This window comes from Micrococcus sp. SL257 (assembly GCF_026625585.1).
Taxonomy (GTDB): Bacteria; Actinomycetota; Actinomycetes; order Actinomycetales; family Micrococcaceae; genus Micrococcus; species Micrococcus luteus.
Genome location: NZ_CP113053.1, coordinates 89,925 through 113,121 on the forward strand (window position 1 = coordinate 89,925; position 23,197 = coordinate 113,121).

Annotated in this window: 19 protein-coding genes and 1 pseudogene; 12 read left to right on the forward strand and 8 right to left on the reverse strand. The window is 73.6% G+C overall.

Annotated elements, in window-relative coordinates:
- The first annotated feature begins 11 nt into the window (after positions 1-11).
- A complete protein-coding gene (locus tag OVA32_RS00400) occupies positions 12-752 on the forward strand; it encodes a YoaK family protein (protein ID WP_036338795.1) in 741 nt (246 codons plus the stop codon).
- On the opposite strand, the gene OVA32_RS00405 is transcribed toward OVA32_RS00400, so the two are convergent.
- Positions 727-1,935: an acyl-CoA dehydrogenase family protein gene (locus OVA32_RS00405; protein ID WP_144825615.1), complete on the reverse strand. Its 1,209-nt coding sequence runs from the start codon at positions 1,933-1,935 to the stop codon at positions 727-729. The genes OVA32_RS00400 and OVA32_RS00405 overlap by 26 nt on opposite strands.
- Before the next feature lie 150 nt (positions 1,936-2,085).
- Between OVA32_RS00405 and OVA32_RS00410 the strand changes: the two genes are divergently transcribed.
- Together OVA32_RS00410 and OVA32_RS00415 are read left to right on the forward strand one after the other, a co-directional pair.
- Complete coding sequence (locus OVA32_RS00410) at positions 2,086-3,867, forward strand: AMP-binding protein (protein ID WP_144825614.1); 1,782 nt, start codon at positions 2,086-2,088, stop codon at positions 3,865-3,867.
- A gap of 77 nt (positions 3,868-3,944) precedes the next feature.
- On the forward strand, positions 3,945-4,469 hold the full coding sequence (locus OVA32_RS00415; RefSeq protein WP_020624809.1) for a MarR family winged helix-turn-helix transcriptional regulator: 525 nt from the start codon (positions 3,945-3,947) through the stop codon (positions 4,467-4,469).
- Between the two features lie 60 nt (positions 4,470-4,529).
- Here OVA32_RS00415 and OVA32_RS00420 read toward each other — a convergent pair whose 3' ends face one another.
- Positions 4,530-5,303 (reverse strand): SDR family NAD(P)-dependent oxidoreductase, encoded by a 774-nt coding sequence (locus tag OVA32_RS00420; protein WP_095353575.1) that lies wholly within the window; start codon positions 5,301-5,303, stop codon positions 4,530-4,532.
- Between the two features lie 179 nt (positions 5,304-5,482).
- Here OVA32_RS00420 and OVA32_RS00425 point away from each other — a divergent pair, with 179 nt between their 5' ends.
- The 4 genes from OVA32_RS00425 to OVA32_RS00440 are packed head-to-tail and all read left to right on the forward strand — an operon-like array spanning position 5,483 to position 9,939.
- Positions 5,483-7,009, forward strand: a complete 1,527-nt coding sequence (locus OVA32_RS00425; RefSeq protein WP_095353576.1) for a CoA-acylating methylmalonate-semialdehyde dehydrogenase — start codon at positions 5,483-5,485, stop codon at positions 7,007-7,009.
- Between the two features lie 34 nt (positions 7,010-7,043).
- Positions 7,044-7,961, forward strand: coding sequence for a 3-hydroxyisobutyrate dehydrogenase (gene mmsB / locus OVA32_RS00430; protein ID WP_041102792.1), 918 nt, complete (start codon positions 7,044-7,046; stop codon positions 7,959-7,961).
- Positions 7,958-8,755 (forward strand): enoyl-CoA hydratase, encoded by a 798-nt coding sequence (locus OVA32_RS00435; RefSeq protein WP_041102790.1) that lies wholly within the window; start codon positions 7,958-7,960, stop codon positions 8,753-8,755. Before mmsB ends, OVA32_RS00435 begins: the two co-directional genes overlap by 4 nt.
- Complete coding sequence (locus OVA32_RS00440) at positions 8,752-9,939, forward strand: enoyl-CoA hydratase/isomerase family protein (protein ID WP_041102788.1); 1,188 nt, start codon at positions 8,752-8,754, stop codon at positions 9,937-9,939. The genes OVA32_RS00435 and OVA32_RS00440 overlap by 4 nt, the downstream gene beginning before the upstream one ends.
- An 86-nt stretch (positions 9,940-10,025) precedes the next feature.
- On the opposite strand, the pseudogene OVA32_RS00445 reads toward OVA32_RS00440, so the two are convergent.
- Positions 10,026-11,159: pseudogene (locus tag OVA32_RS00445) on the reverse strand (acyl-CoA dehydrogenase family protein).
- Between the two features lie 165 nt (positions 11,160-11,324).
- On the opposite strand from OVA32_RS00445, the gene OVA32_RS00450 reads away from it, so the two are divergent.
- Positions 11,325-12,272 (forward strand): PaaI family thioesterase, encoded by a 948-nt coding sequence (locus OVA32_RS00450; RefSeq protein WP_041102878.1) that lies wholly within the window; start codon positions 11,325-11,327, stop codon positions 12,270-12,272.
- 133 nt (positions 12,273-12,405) lie between these two features.
- Here OVA32_RS00450 and OVA32_RS00455 read toward each other — a convergent pair whose 3' ends face one another.
- Genes OVA32_RS00455 through OVA32_RS00465 form a run of 3 tightly spaced genes read right to left on the reverse strand, consistent with a single transcriptional unit; the run spans position 12,406 to position 16,008 of the window.
- Positions 12,406-14,139 (reverse strand): cytochrome b/b6 domain-containing protein, encoded by a 1,734-nt coding sequence (locus OVA32_RS00455; protein WP_041102786.1) that lies wholly within the window; start codon positions 14,137-14,139, stop codon positions 12,406-12,408.
- Between the two features lie 52 nt (positions 14,140-14,191).
- Complete coding sequence (locus OVA32_RS00460) at positions 14,192-15,229, reverse strand: electron transfer flavoprotein subunit alpha/FixB family protein (RefSeq protein ID WP_041102785.1); 1,038 nt, start codon at positions 15,227-15,229, stop codon at positions 14,192-14,194.
- Positions 15,226-16,008 (reverse strand): electron transfer flavoprotein subunit beta/FixA family protein, encoded by a 783-nt coding sequence (locus OVA32_RS00465; protein ID WP_041102784.1) that lies wholly within the window; start codon positions 16,006-16,008, stop codon positions 15,226-15,228. Before OVA32_RS00465 ends, OVA32_RS00460 begins: the two co-directional genes overlap by 4 nt.
- A gap of 180 nt (positions 16,009-16,188) precedes the next feature.
- Here OVA32_RS00465 and OVA32_RS00470 point away from each other — a divergent pair, with 180 nt between their 5' ends.
- The 3 genes from OVA32_RS00470 (at position 16,189) to OVA32_RS00480 (ending at position 19,911) form a co-directional block, all read left to right on the forward strand.
- Entirely contained in the window at positions 16,189-17,103 is a 915-nt protein-coding gene (locus OVA32_RS00470) for an NUDIX hydrolase (protein WP_041102782.1), read from the forward strand.
- 184 nt (positions 17,104-17,287) lie between these two features.
- Complete coding sequence (locus OVA32_RS00475; RefSeq protein ID WP_041102779.1) at positions 17,288-18,706, forward strand: L-serine ammonia-lyase; 1,419 nt, start codon at positions 17,288-17,290, stop codon at positions 18,704-18,706.
- 107 nt (positions 18,707-18,813) lie between these two features.
- Positions 18,814-19,911, forward strand: coding sequence for a YihY/virulence factor BrkB family protein (locus tag OVA32_RS00480; RefSeq protein ID WP_225348892.1), 1,098 nt, complete (start codon positions 18,814-18,816; stop codon positions 19,909-19,911).
- A 93-nt stretch (positions 19,912-20,004) separates the two neighbouring features.
- Here OVA32_RS00480 and OVA32_RS00485 read toward each other — a convergent pair whose 3' ends face one another.
- On the reverse strand, positions 20,005-21,003 hold the full coding sequence (locus OVA32_RS00485) for a thermonuclease family protein (RefSeq protein ID WP_041102775.1): 999 nt from the start codon (positions 21,001-21,003) through the stop codon (positions 20,005-20,007).
- Positions 21,004-21,153: 150 nt separating this feature from the next.
- Positions 21,154-22,086, reverse strand: a complete 933-nt coding sequence (locus OVA32_RS00490) for a TspO/MBR family protein (protein ID WP_041102773.1) — start codon at positions 22,084-22,086, stop codon at positions 21,154-21,156.
- A 114-nt stretch (positions 22,087-22,200) separates the two neighbouring features.
- Between OVA32_RS00490 and OVA32_RS00495 the strand changes: the two genes are divergently transcribed.
- Positions 22,201-23,097, forward strand: a complete 897-nt coding sequence (locus tag OVA32_RS00495) for a haloacid dehalogenase (protein WP_041102771.1) — start codon at positions 22,201-22,203, stop codon at positions 23,095-23,097.
- Positions 23,098-23,197 lie beyond the last annotated feature (100 nt).

Genomic DNA, 23,197 nt, shown 5'->3' on the forward strand with positions numbered 1-23,197 from the left:
AGGGTGGCGGGGTGCTCAACCTGTGCGCCCCCGAGCGCACCGTGCGCCGCAACACCCACCTGGCGCTGGTGCTGACCGCGATCGCGGGGATCCTCAACTCCGTGGGCTTCGTCGCCGTGGCCACGTACACGTCCCACATGACGGGGATCGTGGCGTCCATGGCGGACGCGGCGGTCCTCCACGCCCCGGGTCTGGTCGGCACGGGCCTGCTCGCGCTGGCCATGTTCATCCTGGGCGCGGTCGTCTGCGCGCTGGTGTTCAACTGGGGCCGGGTCAACGGCCTCCGGTCGCGGTACGCCAACATCCTCCTGCTCGAGGGCGTCGGCATGCTGGTGTTCGGCCTGCTCGCCGAGCACGTCCGCGATGCGCACCGGCCGCTGGTCGTGGTGGCCGTGCTGTGCTTCACCATGGGCCTGCAGAACGCCTTGATCACCCGCATCGGGGCGTGGCCGATCCGCACCACGCACGTGACGGGCATGGTCACGGACATCGGCGTCGAGCTCGGCAAGATCCTGTACCGCAACGGCCCCGGGGCCGCGGCCCCCGTCGTCGGGGAACCGCGGCGCGTGGGACTGCTGGCGCTGCTCGTGGCCCTGTTCTTCCTGGGCGGGGTGGCGGGCGCGGCCGGCTACCTCTGGCTGGGCTTCGAGGTGGTCATCCCGGTGGCCGGCGTGCTGCTGCTCATCGCCCACCGCCCGCTGATCCAGGACCTGCAGGACGCGTGGCTCACACGAAAGCCGAGACGCCGGTGAGGGCCCGCCCCACGATCAGGGTGTTCATGCCGTAGGAGCCCTCGTAGGAGTAGATGGCCTCCACGTCCCCCATGATCTTGGCGATCTCGTGCTCCGTGAGCAGGCCGTTGCCGCCGAGGGCGTCGCGGGCGAGCGCCGCCGAGGACCGGGCCAGCCGGGTCGAGGTGGCCTTGGCCATCGCCGCGTGCATCATCTCCATCCGCCCCTCCTGCCGCAGGGCGTCCACCTGGAGCATCATCCCGGCGGAGGCGGCCAGGTTGCCGGCGACCTCGGCGATCTGGGCCTGGATCAGCTGGAACGCGGCCAGTGGGCGGCCGAACTGCTCCCGCCGCAGCGCGTAGGAGCGCAGCACGTCCAGCACGCCCATCTGCGCGCCGACGCCCTGCCAGCCGACCCACATGCGCGAGTCGCGCAGCAGGGCGCGGGTGGCGGCGAAGGTGGTGGCGCCGGGCAGGATCGCGTCCGCGGGCAGACGCACGTCCAGGGTGATGTCCGCGTTCTGCATGATCCGCAGGCCCATCTTCCCGCTGATCTTGGTGGCCTCGTAGCCGGGGGTGTCGGTGGGCACCACGAAGCCCTTGATCTCGCCGTCGGCGGTGTCGCGCGCCCAGACGAGCGCGACGTCGGCGATCGTGCCGGCCCCGATCCAGCGCTTGGCACCGCGGATGACCCACTCGTCGCCGTCGCGGGTGGCGGTGGTGGCGAGGCCGCCGGCGATGTCCGAGCCGTGGTCCGGCTCCGTGAGGCAGAACGCGCCCAGGGCGTCGAAGGATTCGAGGCGCCCCTGCCACGTGGTCTTCTGCCGCTCCGAGCCCAGGCCGGCGATCATGCCGAGGTTGAGCTCGTTGTGGATGCCCACGAGGGCGGACAGGGACAGGTCCACGCGGGCGATCTCCGCGTGCACGAGCTGCTGGAACAGCGAGGACGAGCCGTCCAGGACGAGGCGCCCCAGACCCAGCTCGGCCAGGCCCGGCAGCAGGTCGAACGCGAACTCCTCGGCGTCCCAGTACCGGGTCAGGTGCGGCCGCACGCGGGTCTGCAGGTGGTCCTCGATCGCGTCGAGCCGGGCACGCTCGGCCGGCTCGAGGCGGTCCCGCAGGCGCAGCAGGTCCACGTGGGGCAGGCCGGGGGGGACGGCGGGCGCGCCGGTGGCGGGGAGGGGGCGGTCGGCGAGGGCGGTCATGGCTCTCCTTCGGGGGCGGTCCGACGACGGCGGGCGGTTTCGCCGCGAATCCGACTGTAGGACTTCCAACTATCCAGGTCTGCCAGTAGTGTTCCAGATCACAGGCCCCCGGCCAAGGATCCGTTCAGCAGCCATCCCGAGGAGGGACCCATGACCGTCCAGGACCCCACCGCCGTCGCCGCCCCGTCACCGACGGAGGTGTTCCGCGCGGCCCGCGACCTGCTGGTCGAGTGCCAGACCGACTATGAGCGCGCCCGCGCCGAGTTCGAGTGGCCCCGCTTCGAGCACTTCAACTTCGGCTTCGACTGGTTCGACCGCCTGGCCCAGGACCCGGCCCGCGCGGACGTGCCGGCGCTGATCATCGCCGAGGACGACGGGCGCAGCACCGAACGCACCTTCGCCGAGCTCTCCGCGGCCTCCAGCCGGGTGGCGAACTGGCTCTCCGCGCAGGGCCTGCGCCGCGGCGACCGCCTCATCCTGATGCTGAACAACCAGGTGGAGCTGTGGGAGTTCATGCTCGCCTGCATCAAGCTGCGGGTGGTCATGGTGCCCACCACCACGCAGATGACCTCCGGGGACCTCGAGGACCGCGTGACGCGCGCCGGCGCCGCGTGGGCCGTGGCCGGCGCCGAGGACCTGGCCAAGTTCGCCGGCGTCGGCGAGGACCTGCACCTGGTGCACGCGCCGGGCGTCTTCGCGGAGGGCCCGGCGCGCCGCGCCCCCGAGGTCGCCGGCCACACCGTGCTCTCCTACGACGACGCCGACGACGCCGCCACCGAGCTGACCCCGGCCGAGCCGACCCCCGCCGACGAGACGCTGCTCTTCTACTTCACCTCGGGCACCACCTCGAAGCCGAAGCTCGTGGAGCACACCCACACCTCGTACCCGGTCGGCCACCTCACGACGCTCTACTGGATCGGTCTGGAGCCGGGCGACGTGCACCTCAACGTGGCCTCCCCGGGCTGGGCCAAGCACGCGTGGTCCAACTTCTTCGCCCCGTGGATCGCGGAGGCCACGATCTTCGTGCACAACGCCCGCAAGTTCGACCCCGCGGCCCTGATGGCCAACATGGAGCGCTACGGCGTCACGAGCTTCTGCGCCCCGCCCACCGTGTGGCGCATGCTCATCAAGGCGGACCTGGCGCAGCTGACGACCCCGCCGACCAAGACCATCTCCGCGGGCGAGCCGCTCAACGCCGAGGTGATCGACCAGGTGCACAAGGCGTGGGGAACCACGATCCGCGACGGCTTCGGGATGACCGAGACCACCCTGCAGATCGCCAACACCCCGGGCCAGAAGGTCGTCATCGGCTCCATGGGCCGCCCGCTGCCCGGCATGGACGTCACCCTGCTCGACCCGCTCACGGGCCAGGAGGCCGAGGAGGGCGAGATCTGCCTGCGCCTGGACCCGCGTCCGGTGGGCCTGCTGAAGTCCTACTACGGCAATCAGGAGAAGACGGACGAGGTGTTCCGCGACGGCGTGTTCCACACCGGTGACATCGCCCGCCGCGACGAGAACGGCGTGCTGACCTATGTGGGCCGCGCGGACGACGTCTTCAAGTCCTCGGACTACAAGGTGTCCCCGTTCGAGCTGGAGTCGGTGCTGGTCAAGCACCCGGCCGTGATGGAGGGCGCGATCGTCCCCACCCCGGACGAGCTGCGACTGGCCGTGCCGAAGGCCTTCGTCACCCTCGCCCCGGGCCATGAGCCCACCGCGGAGACCGCCCGGGCGATCCTGCAGTTCACGCTCACCCAGCTGCCCCCGTACAAGCGCATCCGCCGCATCGAGTTCCTCGAGCTGCCGAAGACCATCTCGGGCAAGATCCGCCGCGTGGAGCTGCGCAAGGCCGAGGTCGAGCGCGCCCAGACGGGCGTCGCCCCGGACGGCTACGGCACCGAGTTCCGGGAGGAGGACCTGGACCTGCAGCGCTGACCGGCCGTTCCCCGCCACCGCCCCGTCCGTGTCCGGCGGTGGCGGGGGACCCCGGTGCGCCGCTAGTCTGGAGCGCCATGAAGAAGCCACCCCTCGCCCAGGACCCCATCCGGGAGGCCGCCCGGAACTGGGAGCGTCACGGATGGGGTGACGTCGCCCGCCCGATGGCCGCCATCACCTCGATCATGCGGGCCCAGCAGATCCTGCTGGGTCGGGCGCAGGCCGCGCTCAAGCCCTACGGGCTCACCTTCGCGCGGTACGAGCTGCTGGCGCTGCTGAACTTCTCGCGCGAGAAGCGGATGCGGATGTCCAAGGCGTCCGCGCTCCTGCAGGTCCACCCCACCTCGGTGACCAATGCGGTGGACCGGCTCGAGGCCGCCGGGCTGGTGGAGCGCACCCCCCACGAGTCGGACCGCCGCGCGCTCGTGCTCGCCCTCACGGACGAGGGCCGGCGCGTCGCCGTCGCCGCCACGGAGACGCTCAACGCCGAGGTCTTCGGCCGTTCCGGCTTCGATCCGGCGGACGTGGACACCCTCATCGACGTCCTCGGCCGGTTCCGCGCCGAGGCCGGCGACTTCCAGGTCGACGGCCTCGACGCCTGAGCGCCCCGACGGCGGAGCACACCTCCTCCTGACGCTCTCCGCGGCCTCCGGCCGCGCGGCTCAGCGGGGCTCGAGGCGCACGGCGCCGTCGAGCCGGATGACCTCGCCGTTGAGGAACGGGTTGGACACGATCTGCTCGACGAGCAGCGCGTAGTCCTCGGGCCGGCCGAGGCGGGCCGGATGCGGGGTCTTGGTGGACAGCGCCTTGCGGGCGGCCTCGGGCAGGCCGGCCATCATGGGCGTCTCCATGAGGCCGGGGGCGATCGTGACCACGCGGATCTGCGAGGAGGCGAGCTCGCGGGCCGCGGGCAGGGTCAGCGCGACCACGGCGCCCTTGGAGGCGGAGTACGCGATCTGGCCGATCTGCCCGTCGTAGGCCGCCACGGACGCGGTGTTCACGATGACGCCGCGGTCCTCGCCGAGCGGCTCCTGCGTCCTCATCGCGGCGGCGGCCTGGGCCATCATCGACACGGTGCCGACCGTGTTGATCGCCAGGACCCGGCTCAGCACCTCGGCGGACAGCGGCCCGTCGCGGCCCACGAGCTTGCCCGGCGTCGCCACGCCGGCGCAGTTGACCAGCACCCGCAGCGGCCCGGCCTCCAGCGCGGCGGCCACGGCCTCCCGGGCGGTGTCCTCGGCGGTGACGTCGCCGGTCACGAAGCGCGCGCGGGGGCCGAGGGCGGCCACGGCGTCCGCGCGGACGGTCTCACCCTCGCGGTCCGGCAGGTCCACCACCACGACGGCGGCACCCGCGTCCGCCAGGCGGCGGGCGGTGGCGTGGCCGAGGCCCGAGGCCCCGCCGGTGACGATCGCGCTCTGGTTCGACAGGTCCATGGACGGACCCTCCCTTCCTCCTCGGGATACCCCCCGAGTTCGATAGTTGCATGTCCTACGTTCTCATCCTAGATTAGCGGAAGAGTAACCCAGATCACACACACAGCCGGGCCCGTCACGCCCGCCGTGGGCGGCGCCGCCCGGCGTCCGCCTTCCGCCTGGACCCGCGAGGAGCCCCCATGTCCCAGAAGACCGCGCCCACCGAGACCGCCCCCGTGATCCCCCACTTCGTGCACGGCGAGCGGCGCGAGGGCGCCTCCGGCCGGCACGGCGACGTCTACCACCCGGCCACGGGCGGCGTGGCGGGGCGCGTGCCGCTGGCCTCCGCCGAGGAGATCGACGCCGCCCTGGCCTCCGCCGAGGAGGGCTTCGCCGCGTGGTCGAGGCTGAACCCGCAGCGCCGCGGCCGCATCCTGCTGCGCTGGGTCGACCTGATCAACGAGAACATGGACGAGCTGGCCACCGTGCTCGCCCAGGAGCACGGCAAGACCTTCCCGGACGCCAAGGGCGACATCCAGCGCGGCATCGAGGTCGTGGAGTTCGCCGCGGGCGCCCCGCACCTGCTCAAGGGTGAGTTCACCGCCGACGCGGGCACCGGCATCGACGTGCACTCCATCCGCCAGCCGCTCGGCGTGGCCGTGGGCATCACGCCCTTCAACTTCCCGGCGATGATCCCGCTGTGGAAGGCCGGCATCGCCCTGGCGGCGGGCAACGCCTTCGTCCTCAAGCCCTCCGAGCGCGACCCCTCCGTCCCGGTGCGCCTGGCCGAGCTGGCCCTCGAGGCCGGCATGCCCGCCGGCGCCCTCAACGTGGTGCACGGCGACAAGGCCGCCGTGGACGCGCTCATCGAGGACCCGCGCGTCAAGGCCGTCGGCTTCGTCGGCTCCACCCCGATCGCGCAGTCCATCTACGCGCACGCCGCCCGCATGGGCAAGCGCGCCCAGTGCTTCGGCGGGGCCAAGAACCACGCCGTGATCATGCCGGACGCGGACCTCGAGATGGCCGCCGACGCCCTGGTCGGCGCCGCCTTCGGCTCCGCCGGCGAGCGCTGCATGGCGATCTCCGTGGCCGTCCCGGTCGGCGAGGAGACCGCCGACCGCCTGATCGCGCTGCTCCGCGAGCGCATCAAGGGCCTCACGGTCGGCCCGTCGCTCGAGGCGTCCTCGGACTTCGGCCCCGTCGTCTCGAAGGACGCGAAGGAGCGCATCGAGGGCTACATCGCGGCCGGCGTCGAGGCGGGCGCCGAACTGGTCGAGGACGGCCGGGGCGTCGTCGTCGAGGGCCACGAGGACGGCTTCTACGTGGGCGCCACCCTGTTCGACCGCGTCACCCCGGAGATGAGCATCTACCGCGAGGAGATCTTCGGCCCGGTGCTCTCCGTGGTCCGTGCGAAGGACTACGAGGAGGCGCTCACGCTCGTGAACGAGCACGAGTTCGGCAACGGCGTGGCCATCTTCACCCGCGACGGCGACGCCGCCCGCGACTTCTCCACCCGCGTGGACACCGGCATGGTCGGCGTGAACGTGCCGATCCCCGTGCCGATCGCCTACTACACCTTCGGCGGCTGGAAGGCCTCCGGCTTCGGCGACCTGAACCAGCACGGCACGGACGGGCTGAAGTTCTACACCAAGACGAAGACCGTCACCACGCGCTGGCCCTCCGGCGTGCGCGAGGGCGCCAGCTTCGTGATGCCGGCCGGCTCCTGACCGCCCCGCAGCCCGTCCCGACCAGGAGGACCCCATGACCACCGTTCTGTTCCTCGGCCTCGGCCACATGGGCGGCCCCATGGCCGCCAACCTCGCCGCCGCGGGCCACCGCGTGCTCGGCTTCGACCTCGTCCCCGAGGCCCTCGAGAAGGCCCGTGCGGCCGGCGTCGAGACCGTCACGGACACGGCCGCGGCGGCCGCGGAGGCCGACGTCGTGCTGACCATGCTCCCCCACGGACGCCTGGTGCTGGACGTCTACCGGGGTGAGGACGGCGACGGCGGCCTGCTCGCCGCCGCCCGGCCCGGCACCGTGTTCCTGGACTGCTCGACCATCGACGTCGCCGAGGCCCGCGAGGCGGCCGCGGCGGCGGAGGCGGCGGGCATGCGGGCGGCCGACGCGCCGGTCTCGGGCGGCCAGGTGGGCGCCGAGGCCGGCACCCTCGCCTTCATGGTGGGCGCCTCGGACGAGGTGTACGCCGAGGTGCTGCCGCTGCTCGAGGTCATGGGCGCGCGGATCGTGCACTGCGGGGCCGCCGGCCTGGGCCAGGCCGCGAAGATCTGCAACAACATGGTGCTGGGGGTCACGCAGATCGCCGTCGCCGAGGCCTTCGTCCTGGGCGAGCGCCTGGGCCTGCAGCACCAGGCCCTGTACGACGTGATGAGCAAGGCCTCCGGGCAGTGCTGGTCCCTGACCACCAACTGCCCGGTGCCCGGCCCCGTCCCCGGCTCCCCCGCGAACCGGGACTTCCAGCCCGGCTTCGCCGGCGCCCTGATGGCCAAGGACCTCGGGCTCGCGCTCGCGGCCCTGGACGAGCAGGGCGTGGCGGCCGACCTGGGCCGCCTCGCGCAGGCCAAATACGCCGAGTACGCCGCCGGAGAAGGCGCCGCCCGCGACTTTTCCGGCATCATCGAGGACATCCGAGCATCACACACGGACAGGAGCGAGGCATGAGCGAGCAGACCACCCCGGACGGCGCCGAGTCGCCGATCATCGTGGAGCGGCAGGGCCGGGTCGGCCACATCCGCCTGAACCGGCCGAAGGCCCTGAACGCGCTGAACGAGGCGACGATGCGTGCTGTCGTCGCGGCGGTGCAGGAGCTGGACACCGACCCGGAGATCGGGGCGATCCTGCTCTCCGGCTCCCCCAAGGCGTTCGCCGCCGGCGCGGACATCAAGGAGATGGCCACCAAGGAGTTCTCCGAGATGTACGCGGCCGACTGGTTCGCCGGCTGGGACGGGCTCACCCGTGCCCGCACCCCCATCGTGGCGTGCGTGACCGGCTACGCCCTCGGCGGCGGCTGCGAGCTGGCCATGATGGCCGATGTGCTCGTGGCCGGCGAGGGCGCGAAGTTCGGCCAGCCCGAGATCAACCTCGGCGTCATCCCCGGCATGGGCGGATCCCAGCGCCTGACCCGCGCCGTGGGCAAGGCGAAGGCCATGGACATGATCCTCACCGGCCGCATGATCGGGGCGGAGGAGGCCGAGCGCATCGGACTCGTCTCCCGCGTGGTGGCCGACGAGAATGCCCTCGAGGAGGCGCTGGAGGTGGCCGCGACCATCGCGTCCAAGTCCAAGCCGGCCTCCTGGATGGCCAAGGAGGCCGTCAACGCCGCGTTCGAGACCACGCTCGCCCAGGGCATCGCCTTCGAGCGCCGCGTGTTCCACGCCGCGTTCGCCACGGCGGACCAGAAGGAGGGCATGGACGCCTTCGCGGCCAAGCGCGAGGCGGGGTGGCAGCACCGATGAGCGACGCGCAGACCACGGCGACGACGGCCCCCGCGGCTGGGCAGGACGGCGCGGCGGACGAGGTGCTCCTCGAGGTCCGCGACGGCCTCGGCCGCATCACGCTGAACCGTCCGCGCGCCCTGAACGCGCTGACGCAGGACATGGTCCGGGCGATCGACGCGGCCCTGACCGACTGGGCCGCGGACCCCGCCGTGCGCGGCGTGCTGATCCGCGGCGCCGGGGAGAAGGGGCTGTGCGCGGGCGGCGACGTCGTCTCCCTGCGCGCCTCCCTCCTGGCGGGGCGGTTCGCGGAGGCCGAGGAGTTCTTCCGCGACGAGTACGCGATGAACGAGCGCATCGCCGCCTACCCCAAGCCGTACGTGGCCTTCATGGACGGCGTCGTCCTGGGCGGCGGCATGGGCGTGTCCGCGCACGGCTCGCACCGTGTGGCCACCGAGCGGACGCGCGCCGGCATGCCCGAGACGGCGATCGGGTTCACCCCCGACGTCGGCGGCTCCTTCCACCTCGCCCGCGCACCCTTCCAGGCGGGCCGGCACCTGGCCGCGACCTCGGCGCACGCCTCCGGGTCCGACGCGGTGGCCCTGGGCCTGGCGGACGTCTTCGTGGAGTCCGCCCGGCTGGACGAGCTCGAGCAGGCCCTCGCCGCGGCGTTCGGCGCCCTCGGCCCGGCCGCGGACGCGGGCGCGCGCGACGAGGCCGCCTTCGCCGCCGCCGACGAGGTGCTGGCCCGGTTCGCGGTGGCCGAGGACGCACGGCCCGCCACCGCGCTGGTGGCCGGCCGGGAGTGGATCGAGGACGTCTACGACCGGGAGACGGCCGCCGAGGTCCTCGCCGCCCTGGACGAGCGCGCCGCCGCTGGCGGGGAGCACGCCGAGGCCGCGGGGCAGGCCGCCGAGGCCATCCGCACCAAGTCCCCGACCGCCGTCGCCGTGGCCCACGAGGCCCAGCGCCGGCTGGCCGCGCGCGGAGCGGACCTGACCGTGGCCGACGCACTGCGCCAGGAGTTCACGATCGCCACCCACCTGATGCGCGAGCCGGACATGGCCGAGGGCATCCGCGCGCTGCTCGTGGACAAGGACAAGGATCCGACGTGGAGCCCGGCCCGGCTCGAGGACGTCTCGGCCGAGGACGTGGCCGGGCACTTCGAGCCCGTGTCCGGGGTGGACCCGCTGCAGCTCGGCTGAGCCCGCCCCGACGGACCGCGCCCCGTGGTCACGTGCGCTGACCGCGGGGCGCCGTGCTGTGCGGGCGACCGGGCAGGCCCCCGGCGTCAGCCGATCAGGCCGCGACCCACGATCATGCGCATGATCTCGTTGGAGCCCTCGAGGATCCGGTGCACGCGCAGGTCCCGGACGAGCTTCTCCACGCCGTACTCGTGCAGGTAGCCGTAGCCGCCGTGCAGCTGCAGGGCGGTGTCGGCGGCCTCGTAGCCGGACTCGGTGGCCACGAGCTTGGCCATGGCGCACAGGCGCACGGTGTCCGGGTCGTTGCGGTCCAGGGCGTCCGCGGCGCGCATGAGCATCGTGTGGGCGGTCTCCAGCTTCACGGACATGTCCGCGAGCTCGAAGACGAGGGCCTGCTTGGTGGTGAGCGGCTCGCCGAACGCGCTGCGCTCCTTGAGGTAGCGGGTGGCCTTGTCCAGGGCGGCCAGGCCGCCGCCGATCGAGCAGGCGCCGATGTTCAGGCGGCCGCCGTTGAGGCCCTTCATGGCGATGCGGAAGCCGTCGCCCTCCTCGCCGAGGCGGTCGGCCACGGGCACGCGGACGTCCTCGAAGATCACCTGGCGCGTGGGCTGGGTGTGCCAGCCCATCTTCTTCTCGTTGGGGCCGAAGGACAGGCCGGGGGTGTCCTTGTGGACCACGACGGCGGAGATCCCCCGGGCGCCCGTGTCCGCGGTGCGGCACATGACCACGTAGTAGCCGGAGGAGCCGGCGCCGGAGATGAACTGCTTGACGCCGTTGAGGACGTAGTGGTCGCCGTCGCGGACGGCGCGGGTCTTCAGCGCGGCCGCGTCCGAGCCGGCGCCGGGTTCGGTGAGGCAGTAGCTGGCCAGGTGCTCCATGCCCACGAGGTCGGGGATCCAGCGGGCGCGCTGCTCGTCGCTGCCGAAGGAGTCGATCATCCAGGCGACCATGTTGTGGATGGAGATGTAGGCGGCGAAGGCCGGGTCCGCCTTGGCGAGCTCCTCGAAGATCAGGATCGCGTCCGTGCGCGCCAGGCCGGTGCCGCCGTGCTCCTCCCCCACGTAGATGCCGCCCAGGCCGAGCTCGCCGGCCTCGGCGAGGACGTCCACCGGGAAATGCTACTCGGCGTCCCAGTCGAGGGCGTGCGGGGCGACGCGCTGCTCGGCGAAGTCGCGGACGGCGTCGACCAGGGCCTTCTGGTCATCGGTGATGGGGAACATGGGTTCGTCCTCCTGGGGCTCGGTCCGGCCGCGCGGGCGGTCCACGACGGGGTGGGGCGGGGGTGACACCGCGGGCGGCGACAGGGTGTGACTGTCATCACCATGATAATAGGACATCCAATGATTTGCCGTGTCGCCACCGGGCCGTGGGCTAGCGTGCTCCCCGTGCAGACCACCACCAGCCCCACCTCGGACTCGCCCACCGGCCCCCGCTCCCACGCCTCCGGCCGCACGGAACAGCTGTTCGGCATCCGCCGCCACGCGCTGATGAGAGAGCGGGACGGTGCCCTCAACCCTGCCGCGTTCGAGGTCGGCCCATGGTGCCTCGACCTGGACGGCCGGCCCACCGGCGCGGCGGCCACCGTGATCATGGACAACGCCACGGCGGTGGCCGTGCACCACGCGGCCCGGGACATCGAGACCGTGGTCACCACCGAGCTGCAGGTCAACGTGCTCGGCCCGCTGCCCGCCTTCGACGCGGCGGCGGTCACAGCCGGGGACGAGGACGGCCCGCTGCTGGAGTGCTGGACCCGCCCGCTGGCCTGGGATGCCGGCGGCGGCGTGGCCCGCGCGTGGCTCGAGGACGCGGACGGGCGTCGCGTCGTCGAGGCGACCGGCTGGTTCCAGTCGGTGCCGGCCGGAGCGCCGGAGCGGATGGCCGAGTTCGTCGCGGCCGGACGGCTGCCCCGCGGGGCCGAGACCCGTGTGCCCATGCCGGAGCTGCTCGCCGCCCGCCCCGAGTCGCTGCCGACGGCCGATCCGGACACGCGCCCCGCCGTCGCCGCGGCGCCGACCGCGGGCGCCCGCTTCGCCCCGAAGCCGGAGCTGGCCAACCCGTCGGGCGCGGTCCACGGCGGGGCCATGACGCTGCGGGCGGTCACCGCCGCGCAGGCGGCCATGCCGGACCGCGAGCGCTACGACGTCCAGGCCGTGCGCGTGGTGTTCGTGCGCCCGGGGCATGGCGAGATGGTCGCCCTCACGCGGGTGCGGCACGCGGGCCGGTCCCTGCGCCTCGTGGACGTGGACCTCGTGCCGGTCGGCGCCGACGGCGTCCCCGTGGCCGACAAGCCGATGGTCCAGGTGCAGGTCACCTTCCGCGCTGCTCGGAGCTGACGCCCCGCCCGCCCGAGCGCCCGAGCGCTTTCGAACGTGAGAGAGGCCCTATCCCACGTTCGAGAGCGCTCATTCCCCCGACATCACGTTCGAAAGTCCCGGGAGGAGGAGGGGCCGTCGTCGTGCGGCCGGCTCAGCGGCCCACGGTGCCGAACCGGGAGGCCACGGGGGCCGTGAAGGCGGGCTTCAGGAAGAACCACGCGGCGGCGGTGACCGCCACGCTCACGAGGAACACCACGAGGCCCCACGCGTCGGTGGCACCGCCCCGCGAGGTGTACATGTGGTTCAAGTTCGTCAGCAGGCCCGTGAAGGCCACGAGGAACACGTGCACCACGATGAACGCCACGAAGAAGACCATCACCGGGAAGTGCACCTTGCGGGCCACCTCCATGGGGAACGCCTTGTTCAGTCCCTTGGCCTCCGTGGGGAACCACGAGGACATGCGCCAGCCCGTGAGGGCGGCGAGCGGGGCGGCCACGAACACCACCAGCGCGTAGGAGAGCATCTGCAGCGCGTTGTAATGCACCCAGCCGTTCTCCGTGGGCCAGTCCAGGGACAGGTACTGGATGCCGGCGGACAGGGCGTGCTGGAACACGTGCGGGTCCGTGGGCACGATCCGCGCCCAGTGGCCGGTGACGATCAGCAGCACCACGAAGATCACGCCGTTGAGCAGCCACAGCGCGTCGAGGGCCTGGTGCGTCCAGATGGTGAGCGAGAACTTCTTCGGGGTGTTGCCCCGCGCGGAGAACAGGCCGTCCTTCGTCGGAGTGAAGTTGGCCGGCGGCCGCGTCTCGTGACGGATCTGCAGGCCCGTCCGGATGATCAGCACCATCAGGAACATGTTCAGGAAGTGCTGCCAGCCCATCCACCAGGGCATCCCCTCGGGGGTGCCCTCGGGCAGGACCGGGTGCCCGTCGTAGGTCGCGATGAAGTCCGCCACCGGGTCCAGGCTCCGCAGCCAGCGTGCGGCCAGCACCGCGAGCAGCGCCAGCACCACGACGCCGGCCACCGCCGGCAGCGCCTTGCGCAGACGGGACGGGACGGCGGACTCGGCGGCGTCCGTCTCCGCGGTCCGAGCGGGCGTACCGGTGGCAGCCCGGGGCGGCTGCACGGCGGAGGCCGGCGGGGCCGAACGGGTGTCCGGCGCGGTGGGGGCCGGCTCCGGGGCCGACGCCGCGGCCACGGGGGCGGCGACGGCCGGTTCCGCATCGGCCGGCTCGACATCGGCCAGCTCGGCGACGACCGGCCGGGCCGGCGCCGCGGCGGCGGGCTCGGCCGTGGGCTCGGCGGTGGCCTGCTCCGGTGCGTCGACCTCCTGCGCCACCATCTCCGGCGCGGTGGGGCCGCCCACGGCGGCGAGCTCGGTGAACCACTCCCCCTCCCGGGCGAACGGCACGTACCCGGCCATGCGTCGCCGCTTCGCGAGCGGCACGAGGTCGGACTCCACGGGAGCGCCCACCCCGGCCGCGGCCGGCGCACCGGTCGCGGAGGCGACGACGGCCGCCACGTCCGGCACGACGGGCTCGGTCTCCGCGGGTGCGGGGGCCCGCGTCGGGGACGCCGAGGCGGCGATCGGCTCGGGCGCGACGGACCGCGCCGGGGCGGCGGCCGGGATCGATCCCGCGGCCGGGGCGGGGGCGCCGCCGAGCCACTCGGCCTCGCGGGCGAACGGGACGTACCCGGCCATGCGGCGTCGCGCGGACAGGGGCGTGAGGCCCGACGTCGGCGCGGTCGGCGCCACCGGGACGGCGGCCGCGGCCGAGGCGGGGGCCGCCGTCGTGGTGTCCTGCGCCGGGGCGGGGGCGGGCTCGGTCTCGGCCGGGGCGCCCTTCAGGGGGACGTAGCCGGCCATTCGCTGCTTGGGCATGCTTCTCCTCGTCCGAGGGGCGCGGTCCGCTGCGGACCGCGCCCGCACCGGTTCAGCCGCGGCGGGTGCGCAGCTGCTCGATGACCTGCGGGACCACCTGGAAGATGTCCCCGACCACGCCGAAGTCGGCGTGCTCGAAGATCTCGGCGTCCTCGTTCTTGTCGATCGCCACGATGGTCTTGGCGGTCTTCATGCCGGCCAAGTGCTGGATGGCGCCGGAGATGCCGAGGGCGATGTACAGGTTCGGGGACACGATCACGCCGGTCTGGCCCACCTGGCGCTCGGCCGCGGTGTAGCCGGAGTCGACGGCGGCGCGCGAGGCGCCCACGGCGGCGCCGAGCTCGTCGGCGAGCTGCTCGACGATCGCGAAGCCCTCCTCGGAGCCCACGCCGCGTCCGCCGGCGACGACGGTCTTCGCGCCGCGCAGGGGCGGACGGGCGGAGTTCTGCGTGCGGGCGTTCACCTCGAGCACCCGGGCGCCGGCGGTCACCGGGCCGAGCTCGGCGGCGGCCAGCTCCACGACCTCGGGCGCCTCGACGGCCGGGGCCCGGTCCGCGACGGCGCCGGGGCGCATGGTGATGATCCGGGGGCCGCCCTCGCCGGTGGACTCGCTGAGGTAGTCGCCTCCGAACACGGAGTGGCGGGCGATGACCTCGTCGTCGGCCCAGCGCAGCCCCACGGCATCCGCACACACGGGGCCGCGGGCGCGGACGGACAGGCGGCCGGCCACCGCGCGGGACTCAGGACTGCCGGAGAGCAGCACGGCCACGGGCGCGGTGCGGGCGGCCGCGGCGGCGAGGGCCTGCACGGCGGCGTCGCCGAGGGTGGTGGCGGCGTCGTCGGCCACGAGGACGTGGACGCGCGTGGCGCCGTACTCCCCCAGACGGGCGACGGCGGCGTCCCTGCCCTCCGCGCCGGTCACGAGGACGGCCTCGGGCACGCCCACGGTGGCCGCGGCGCCGAGCAGCTCGGCCACGACCGGGCGGAGCGCGCCGTCCGCGCCGATCTCGGCGTGCACCAGCACGGTCTGACCGCTGTTCGCGGCGTCGGTCTGCGTCGTCATCTCCGTCTCCTCCACGTTCGCGCTCACACGAGCCCCCGACCCGCGAGGAACTCCACCAGCCGCTCGGCGGCGGTGCCGTCGTCGGTGATCTTCTCGCCCGCGGCGCGCTCGGGACGCGTGTCCGCCGAGACCATCACGGAGCGGTAGGCGGCCTCGGCCGGGCCCGCGGCGATGCCGAGGTCGGCCAGGGACAGCACGGTGAGCGGCTTCTTCTTGGCCGCCATGATGTTCTTGAAGTTCGGGAACCGCGGCTCCGCGGTCTTCTCCGTCAGGCTCGCCACGGCGGGCAGGGCGACGGCGGCGCGCACGTCCGCGTCCGAGGTCGCCACGGTGCCGGTCAGCTCGCCGTCGGTCAGCTCGGGGGCCTCGGCGTGCGGCAGGTAGGGCCGGTCCAGGAGCTCGGCGACCATGGCCGGCACCACGCCGGTGCCGCCGTCCGTGGACACCGTGCCGGCGAGCACGAGGTCGGCGCCCTCCTTCTCGACGGCCGCGGCGATCACGCGAGCCGTCTGCACGGCGTCCGAGCCGACGAGCGCGTCGTCGGTGATCTGCACGGCGGAGTCCGCGCCCATGGCCAGCATCTTGCGCAGGGTCTTCGAGGAGTCCTCGGGGCCCACCGTCAGGGCCACGACCTCGACGTCCGCGCCGGCGTCCCGCCAGCCCAGGGCGACCTCCATGACGCGCTCGCTGATCTCGTCCGGCACGGGCTCGGCCGCGCCGTCGCGCACCACCCAGCCGGTCTCCAGGCTCAGCTCACGCTCCTGCCACGTGTCCGGCACCTGCTTGGCCAGCACCAGGATCTTCACGGCCTCCTCCTCCTTGGGTCGCGGTCTCGCCCCGGGGCCTCCGCCCCGAGCGCGGTGACTTACGCTACAGACTACGGGTCCGCGCACATCCGGGCCGCATGACCCCCGCGCGGGAGCGGCCGGGGCCGCCGTCGTCGGCCCGTGCGTCCGGACCATGATCGCTCGAACCGAGGAGGCACCGTGAGCCCCGCCGCCCCGCCCGCCGAGCCGCCGGCCGCCGAGGACCGGCCCCGGGTCCCGGCGGTGCCCGCCTCCTCCCTCGTGCTGGTCCGACCCGGGGCCGGCGGCGAGACCTCGGTGTTCACCGTCCGCCGCGCCGGGACCATGGCCTTCAGCGCCCACGCCACGGCCTTCCCCGGCGGCCGCGTGGACCCCGCGGACGACCTGCCGGACCGACTGTGGGAGGGCACGGATCTGGCCGACTGGGGCCGGCGCCTCGGGCTGCCGCACGAGCCCGTGGACGCCCACGGCACCCTCACGGAGCTCGACCCCGCCGAGGGCGCCGGCCGCGTGCTGGCCGCCGCCGTCCGCGAGACGTTCGAGGAGACCGGAGTGCTCCTGGCCCGGGACGCGGACACCGGCACCCCCGTGGACCCGGCCCGGGTGGCCGCGTTCCCCGACGAGCTGCGCGACGCCGTCGAGCGCCACGAGGTGGACTTCGGGGAGCTGCTCGACCGCGAGGGGCTGCGCCCCGACGCCGGCGCGCTCGTGCCGTGGTCCCGGTGGATCACCCCGCACGGGGGCCCGCGCCGCTACGACACGTTCTTCTTCGCCGTCCACCTGCCGCAGGGCCAGTCCCCCGAGCGGATGTCCTGCGAGGCGGCCAGTCACGGCTGGGCGTCGCCCGCCGAGCTGCTGCGCCGCTTCCGGGCCGGCGAGGTCAACCTGATGGCCCCCACGTGGTGGCAGCTGCGCACCCTGGTCGACGCCGGCGAGGACATCCACGCGGGCCGCTCCCGGTTCGAGCCCCTCGAGGGGGTCATGCTCGTGGCCGGGCAGGGGCCCGTGTTCCCCCACGCGGACGAGTATCTGCGTGACCTGACGGCGTTCCGCGCGGCCGCGCAGGTGGAGGAGTCCAAGGACAACATCCTCTGAGCGCTCCCGGCTCCGGTCCGTGCGGCGGGCGACGGGCCGGAGAGCACCGCGGACCTCGACCCGCGACCCCATGGCCTGCCGGGCCCCGTGCCCCTAGTCTGGTCTGCACCGGATCACCCGGCTCCGCGCGTCCGGCCCCCACCCCCAGCCGCCGCGCGTCCCGCTCGCACCCTAGGAGCACTGCATGGCGCTCAGCGTCCTCGACCTGTTCTCGATCGGCATCGGCCCGTCCTCGTCCCACACCGTGGGTCCCATGCGCGCCGCCCGCCGCTTCACGGACAGCATGGGCCAGCGCGGCGTCCTCGGGCGCGCCGCCCGCGTGCACGCCGAGCTGTTCGGCTCGCTGGCGGCCACCGGCGTGGGCCACGGCTCGGACACCGCGGTGCTGCTCGGCCTGGCCGGCCAGGACCCCGAGACCATCGACCCGGACGCCTGCACCGGGCTCGTGGAGGAGATCGTCACGGGCGGTCGGCTGCCCCTGGACGGGCGCCACGAGATCGCCTTCGACCGGCAGGGCGACCTGACGCTGCACATGCGCGAGTCCCTGCCCGGGCATCCGAACGGCATGCGTCTGACCGCCTACGACGACGCCGGCGAACAGCTTCACACCCGCGACTACTACTCGGTGGGCGGCGGCTTCGTGGTCACCTCGGACGAGCTCGAGGCCGAGCTGGACGCCACCAAGGACGTCAACCGCACCGACGACGGCGACACCGGCGAACCGTACCCCTTCTCCACGGGCGCCGAGCTCGCCGCCCGCTGCCACGAGGCGGGCCTGAGCATCGCGGAGCTCATGCTCGCCAACGAGGCCACCCGGCACGACCTCGACGAGCTGCGCACCCGGCTGCTGGCCATCTGGGCCGTCATGGAGGAATGCGTCCACAACGGCGTGACCCGCACCGAGCCGATCCTGCCCGGCGGACTGCAGGTCCGCCGTCGGGCCCCCGCGCTGCGGGAGCACCTGCTGCAGACCACCGACCGCACCGACCCCATGTGGGCCATGGAGTGGGTCAACCTCTTCGCGCTCGCGGTGAACGAGGAGAACGCCTCGGGCGGGCGCATCGTCACCGCGCCCACGAACGGCGCCGCGGGCATCATCCCGGCCGTCATGCTCTACTACATGCGCTTCGTGCTCCCCGAGGGCGCCACGCAGCAGGAGCGGGACGACAAGGTGGTCGAGTTCCTGCTCACCGCGGCGGCGATCGGCATCCTGTACAAGCGCAACGCCTCCATCTCCGGCGCCGAGGTCGGCTGCCAGGGCGAGGTCGGCTCGGCCTGCTCCATGGCGGCGGGCGCGCTGTGCGCCGTGCTCGGTGGCACCGTGGACCAGGTGGAGAACGCGGCCGAGATCGGGATCGAGCACAACCTCGGGCTGACGTGCGACCCCGTGGGCGGCCTGGTCCAGGTGCCGTGCATCGAACGCAACGCGATCGCGTCGGTGAAGGCCATCAACGCGGCCCGGCTGGCGCTGCTCGGGGACGGCTCGCACCGGGTGACCCTGGACCAGGCCATCAAGACCATGCGCGACACCGGCGCGGACATGAAGTCCAAGTACAAGGAGACCTCGCGCGGCGGCCTGGCCGTGAACGTCATCGAGTGCTGATCGCCTGGGTCCGCGGCCCAGCGCCGCTCCGGTCGGGACGGACGGGGCACCCGTCCGCTACCGTGGGGCCCGATCCGCCCCCTGCCCCCGAGCGCGAGAGGACCGACGTGGCCATTCATCCTGTGGACGCGACCCTGGAGGCCGCGAAGATCGATCCCGACCAGCGTGCCGAGCGGCTCAAGGGGGTGAAGCTCGACGGCGCCGGCTGGAAGTACGCGCTCACGCGCGCGCTCAAGGAGTTCGGCAACGACGGCGGCACCGACCTGGCCGCGAAGCTCACCTACTACCTGGTGCTCTCGCTGGCCCCCTCGCTGCTGGCCGTGTTCTCCATCCTGTCCCTCGTGCTCGCCTCCAACCGCGGAGCCATCGACGATCTGCTGGGGCAGCTGACCGGTCTGGTCCCGAGCGACTACCAGGCGCTCGTCACGAACCTGGTGACCACCATGAGCGACTCGGCCGCCTCAGGCGGCGGGATCATCGCCCTCGTCATCGGCATCGCGACCGCCCTGTGGTCCGCCTCCGCGTACGTGAAGGCGTTCAATCGCTCGGCCAACACGGTGTACGGCTACGAGGAGGGCCGCGGCCTGGTGAAGCTGACGCTGACCAACCTGCTCACCACGCTCATCCTGATCGTGGGCATCGTGGTCGTGCTGATCTCGCTGGCGCTGAACCGCTCACTCGTGGACGGCTTCCTCCAGCCGATCGCCGGCCCGCTCGGCATGACCGGCGTGGTGAACTTCCTCTCGGACACGTTCCTGCCGGTGTGGGCGTGGGTGAAGTGGCCCGTCGTCGTCCTGATCCTGCTGGTGCTGATCGCGACCCTGTACTACACCACCCCGAACGTCCAGAAGCCGCGCTTCCACCTCTTCGGCCCCGGCAACATCGTGGCGCTGGTGGGCATGGTGCTGGCCGCGGTGGCCCTGTCCGTGTACTTCACGCAGTTCGCCGGCTACTCGGCGTACGGCGCGATCGGCACGATCATGGCGCTGCTGTTCGCCCTGTGGATCTTCAACATCGTGCTGCTGCTCGGCCTGGAGGTCGACGCCGAGGTGGAGCGTGCCCGCCAGCTCGAGGCCGGCCTGCCCGCCGAGGCTCGGGTGCAGCTGCCCCCGAAGGACGTGGCCGGGGTGGAGAAGCGCGCCGAGAAGCAGACGGCCGTGGAGGAGCGCGGCTACGAGCTGCGGGCGGTCCACGAGGGCCGCTGACCGCACCCGGCGCGGCGCCGAGCACACGTTCGGCACGGACGACGACGGCCGCTCACCTGGCGAGGTGGGCGGCCGTCGTCGTGCGCGAGGCCCTCAGCGCTCAGCCGCGCGGTAGCCGTCCGCCTGGGCCGCGGCGGCGGAGGCGTAGCAGTTGCGCGCGTTGGTCTTGCCGTAGTGCTGCTGACCGGGCATGTGGTAGATGCCCGAGTTGTCGTTGGCCTTGACCGGGTGGGAGTCCGGGCACACGGAGTCGGCTCCGCGCACCGGCCCCGCGTCGCCGGCCGCGGGGGCGGCTTCGGGTGCGGGGGCCGCCTCCGGGGCGGGGGCCGGGGCCGCCTCCGGGATGGGCTCGGCCGCGGTGCCGCACTCCCCGGAGAACCTGCCGACGCCGTTCGCCCGGGCCTCCTCCCACGCCGCCTCGACCTCGGGCAGGAAACGGTCGTTGCCGTCGAAGACCGCCGGCTCGCCGTAGCCCAGGCGGGCCATCTCGGCGTTGAGCAGGACGCCGTCGGCGTACACGCCGGCGAGGAGGCGGTCGTAGCGGTCGTAGAGCCGGCGATCGTACCGCAGCACCACCGTGTCGCCGGGGCTGATCATCGACTTCAGCGCCGCCGTCGCCTCCGGTCCCATGCACTCGACCGGCTTCGAGGGGTGGTGGGTCTCGGGGGTGTCGATGTTGAGCAGGCGCACCCGCGTGGACACCTCGCCGAGGGTCACGCGGAGCGTGTCGCCGTCCGAGATCGACTCGACCGTGACCACGTCTCCCTCGACGTCGGCCGGGGCGGCGGGCGCCGCCGGCTCGGCACTGCGGGAGCCCTCAGCGGCACGCGACTCGGCGGCCCCGCTCGAGGACGACGCTGCGGCGCGCGAGCTCTGCGCGGCGGAGGAGGCGGCCAGCGACGACGCAGCGGCACGGCTCGTCGCAGCCCCGTCGACGGAGGGGGTGGGCGTCGTCGGCATCGTGCTGACCGACGCGGAGGTGTCGGCATCGCTCGCCGGGGTGACGCCGTCGTCGGTGGCGGTGCAGCCGGTGAGCAGGAGCAGGGACAGTGCGGCCGCGGGGAGCGCCGCGCGCAGACGGGCAAGGGGCACGAGGATCCTGGAGGGGAAGGGACGGGGACATGACGAAGGCCCCGCCGTGAGGCGGGGCCTTCGGATCACCACATCATCGCATGTGGGAGGCACAGGTGTTGCCGCACGTCACGACAGCATCGGTCCCCGTTCCGTCAATGACGACGGGGGTCAGCGACGGCCGTCGATGGGGTCGCCGCCGCCGTCGAGTGCGTCGAGGACGAGGTCGCGGGCCTCGCCCGTCGCGGACCGGCGGGAGAGCAGCAGCGCGGCCAGCCAGCACAGCAGGACGATCGCCGCGCCGCCCCACGCCAGGAGGGCGAGGCTGCCCGAGAGCAGCCCCGTGCCGTCCGCGCGGCCGACGCCGATCCACACCAGACCCCACGCGAGCGCGAACGCCGGAGCCGGGCGGCCGCCGTTGTACACGGCCGTGAACGCGCCGATCAGCACGGCCACCACGAGCATCACCTTCGCCCAGAGGGACGACTGCCCCGGATCGCCGACGACGCCGGTCGAGGCCAGCCACGCGGCCAGGTTCGCCACGGCGGCGATCGAGACCCAGCCCAGATGCAGGCCCTGCACCCCGTCCAGGAGGATCCGCTCCCCCCAGCTGTGCGCGCGGACGGATTCGAGGAGCACCAGGATCCACGCCAGGCACGTCAGCAGCAGCGCGATCACCACGACGCTCAGCCCCAGCAGCCCGGCCTGCACCGTCCAGATCCACGCGGCGTTGAGCAGCACCGAGACCAGGATCCACGGTCGCAGGCGGTCGTGACGGGCGGACTGGGCCGAGGCGAGGAACTGCCACACGGCGTACGCCAGCAGCCCCGCGTAGATCACGGACCAGATGCCGAACGCGGGGGTCGCCGGGGAGACCCAGGTGGCGTCCGGGCCGAGCCAGCCGCCCGCGGCCTCGGCCACGGGGGTCAGGCCGCCGACGACGCCGGAGCCCAGGAACGCGGCCACGACCGCGAGGATCACGACCACGAGCATGGCCACCCGGCCGCCCGTCGAGGACAGCCCCGTCCCCGAGCTGGGGACGCGCGCCGCGGCGTCGGGGCCGAAGGGGCTGCGGGACGGGCCGAGGTCGGTGGCGGTGCTCATGGGTGCTCCCGTGGGGTGATCGTCGGGGGTGTGCCCCGGGCGGGGCGGGTCTCAGGGTCAGCGTAGCCGCCGGGCCCATCGCGGGCACGGGCCACCGCGGCCTAGGGTGGGGGCATGCGCACTTCCTCCCCGATAGGACTCCTGCTGGACGTGGACGCCCCCGTGGCCTCCACCGAGACCCGGACCGTGCCGGAGGGGATCATCGACGTGCTCGTCCGCCTCGCGAGGCGCGGGGTGCCGGTCGGCTTCAACACGGGCCGCTCCACGGACTTCCTCCTGCACAACCTGATCGCCCCGCTGCGCGACGCGGGCCTCCCGGACGACGCTCCCTTCCACGCGATCTGCGAGAAGGGCGCCGTGTGGTTCCCGTTCTCCGCGGTGCCCTCCGGGGACCTGCCCGACGTCACCGTGGACGGCACCGCCCCGGACTGGCTCCGCACCGACCCGGACATGGCCATCGACGCGGACACCCGTGACGCGATCTGGGCCCTCAACGATGAGCGCGCCGGGGACCTGCAGTTCACCGACCGCACCAAGCTGGCCATGGTCTCCCTCGAGAAGACGGTCGGCGCCGACCAGACGGAGTACGAGCGGGTGCGCGACGACGTCGCCGCGGGCGTCGAGGATCTGCTCGCCGAGCGCGGACTCGCCGAGGAGGTGCGCGTGGCCCCCTCGGTGATCTCGGTGGACGTCGAGCACCGCTCCTCCGGCAAGGACCTGGGCGTCGAGCGCTGCTTCGACCTGCTGGCGGAGGCGGGCACCCCGGTGCCCGAACGCTGGCTCACCGCGGGCGACTCGCGCAGCGACTACGCCATGGCCGACCGGCTGCACGAGCGCGGACTGGCCGTGGAGCACATGGACGTGCGCCCCGCCGACGGCGTCCCCGAGAAGCCCTACGGCGTGGTGACGGCGGCGATCCTCGCCGAACGCGGCATCGGCGACGCCGAGGACGTCCACGAGCGGGCAGGCGAGTCCCTGCTGCGCTGGGTGGAGCGCGACCTGCTGCGCTGACCCGGCCGGACGCCCCCTCCGGGCGGCCGCCCCTCCCCGGGCCTGGACCTCGACCCCTAGCGTGGAAGGCAATGCCGCGCCCCTGCCGAAACCGGCCCGG

Bases quoted from the DNA above. Each gene is read 5' to 3' on its own strand.
- OVA32_RS00495 (WP_041102771.1), top strand. From the start codon at position 22,201: ATGCGCACTTCCTCCCCGATAGGACTCCTGCTGGACGTGGACGCCCCC.
- OVA32_RS00490 (WP_041102773.1), bottom strand. From the start codon at position 22,086: ATGAGCACCGCCACCGACCTCGGCCCGTCCCGCAGCCCCTTCGGCCCC.
- OVA32_RS00405 (WP_144825615.1), bottom strand. From the start codon at position 1,935: ATGACCGCCCTCGCCGACCGCCCCCTCCCCGCCACCGGCGCGCCCGCC.
- OVA32_RS00475 (WP_041102779.1), top strand. From the start codon at position 17,288: ATGGCGCTCAGCGTCCTCGACCTGTTCTCGATCGGCATCGGCCCGTCC.
- mmsB (WP_041102792.1), top strand. From the start codon at position 7,044: ATGACCACCGTTCTGTTCCTCGGCCTCGGCCACATGGGCGGCCCCATG.
- OVA32_RS00410 (WP_144825614.1), top strand. From the start codon at position 2,086: ATGACCGTCCAGGACCCCACCGCCGTCGCCGCCCCGTCACCGACGGAG.
- OVA32_RS00440 (WP_041102788.1), top strand. From the start codon at position 8,752: ATGAGCGACGCGCAGACCACGGCGACGACGGCCCCCGCGGCTGGGCAG.
- OVA32_RS00425 (WP_095353576.1), top strand. From the start codon at position 5,483: ATGTCCCAGAAGACCGCGCCCACCGAGACCGCCCCCGTGATCCCCCAC.
- OVA32_RS00415 (WP_020624809.1), top strand. From the start codon at position 3,945: ATGAAGAAGCCACCCCTCGCCCAGGACCCCATCCGGGAGGCCGCCCGG.
- OVA32_RS00455 (WP_041102786.1), bottom strand. From the start codon at position 14,139: ATGCCCAAGCAGCGAATGGCCGGCTACGTCCCCCTGAAGGGCGCCCCG.
- OVA32_RS00420 (WP_095353575.1), bottom strand. From the start codon at position 5,303: ATGGACCTGTCGAACCAGAGCGCGATCGTCACCGGCGGGGCCTCGGGC.
- OVA32_RS00435 (WP_041102790.1), top strand. From the start codon at position 7,958: ATGAGCGAGCAGACCACCCCGGACGGCGCCGAGTCGCCGATCATCGTG.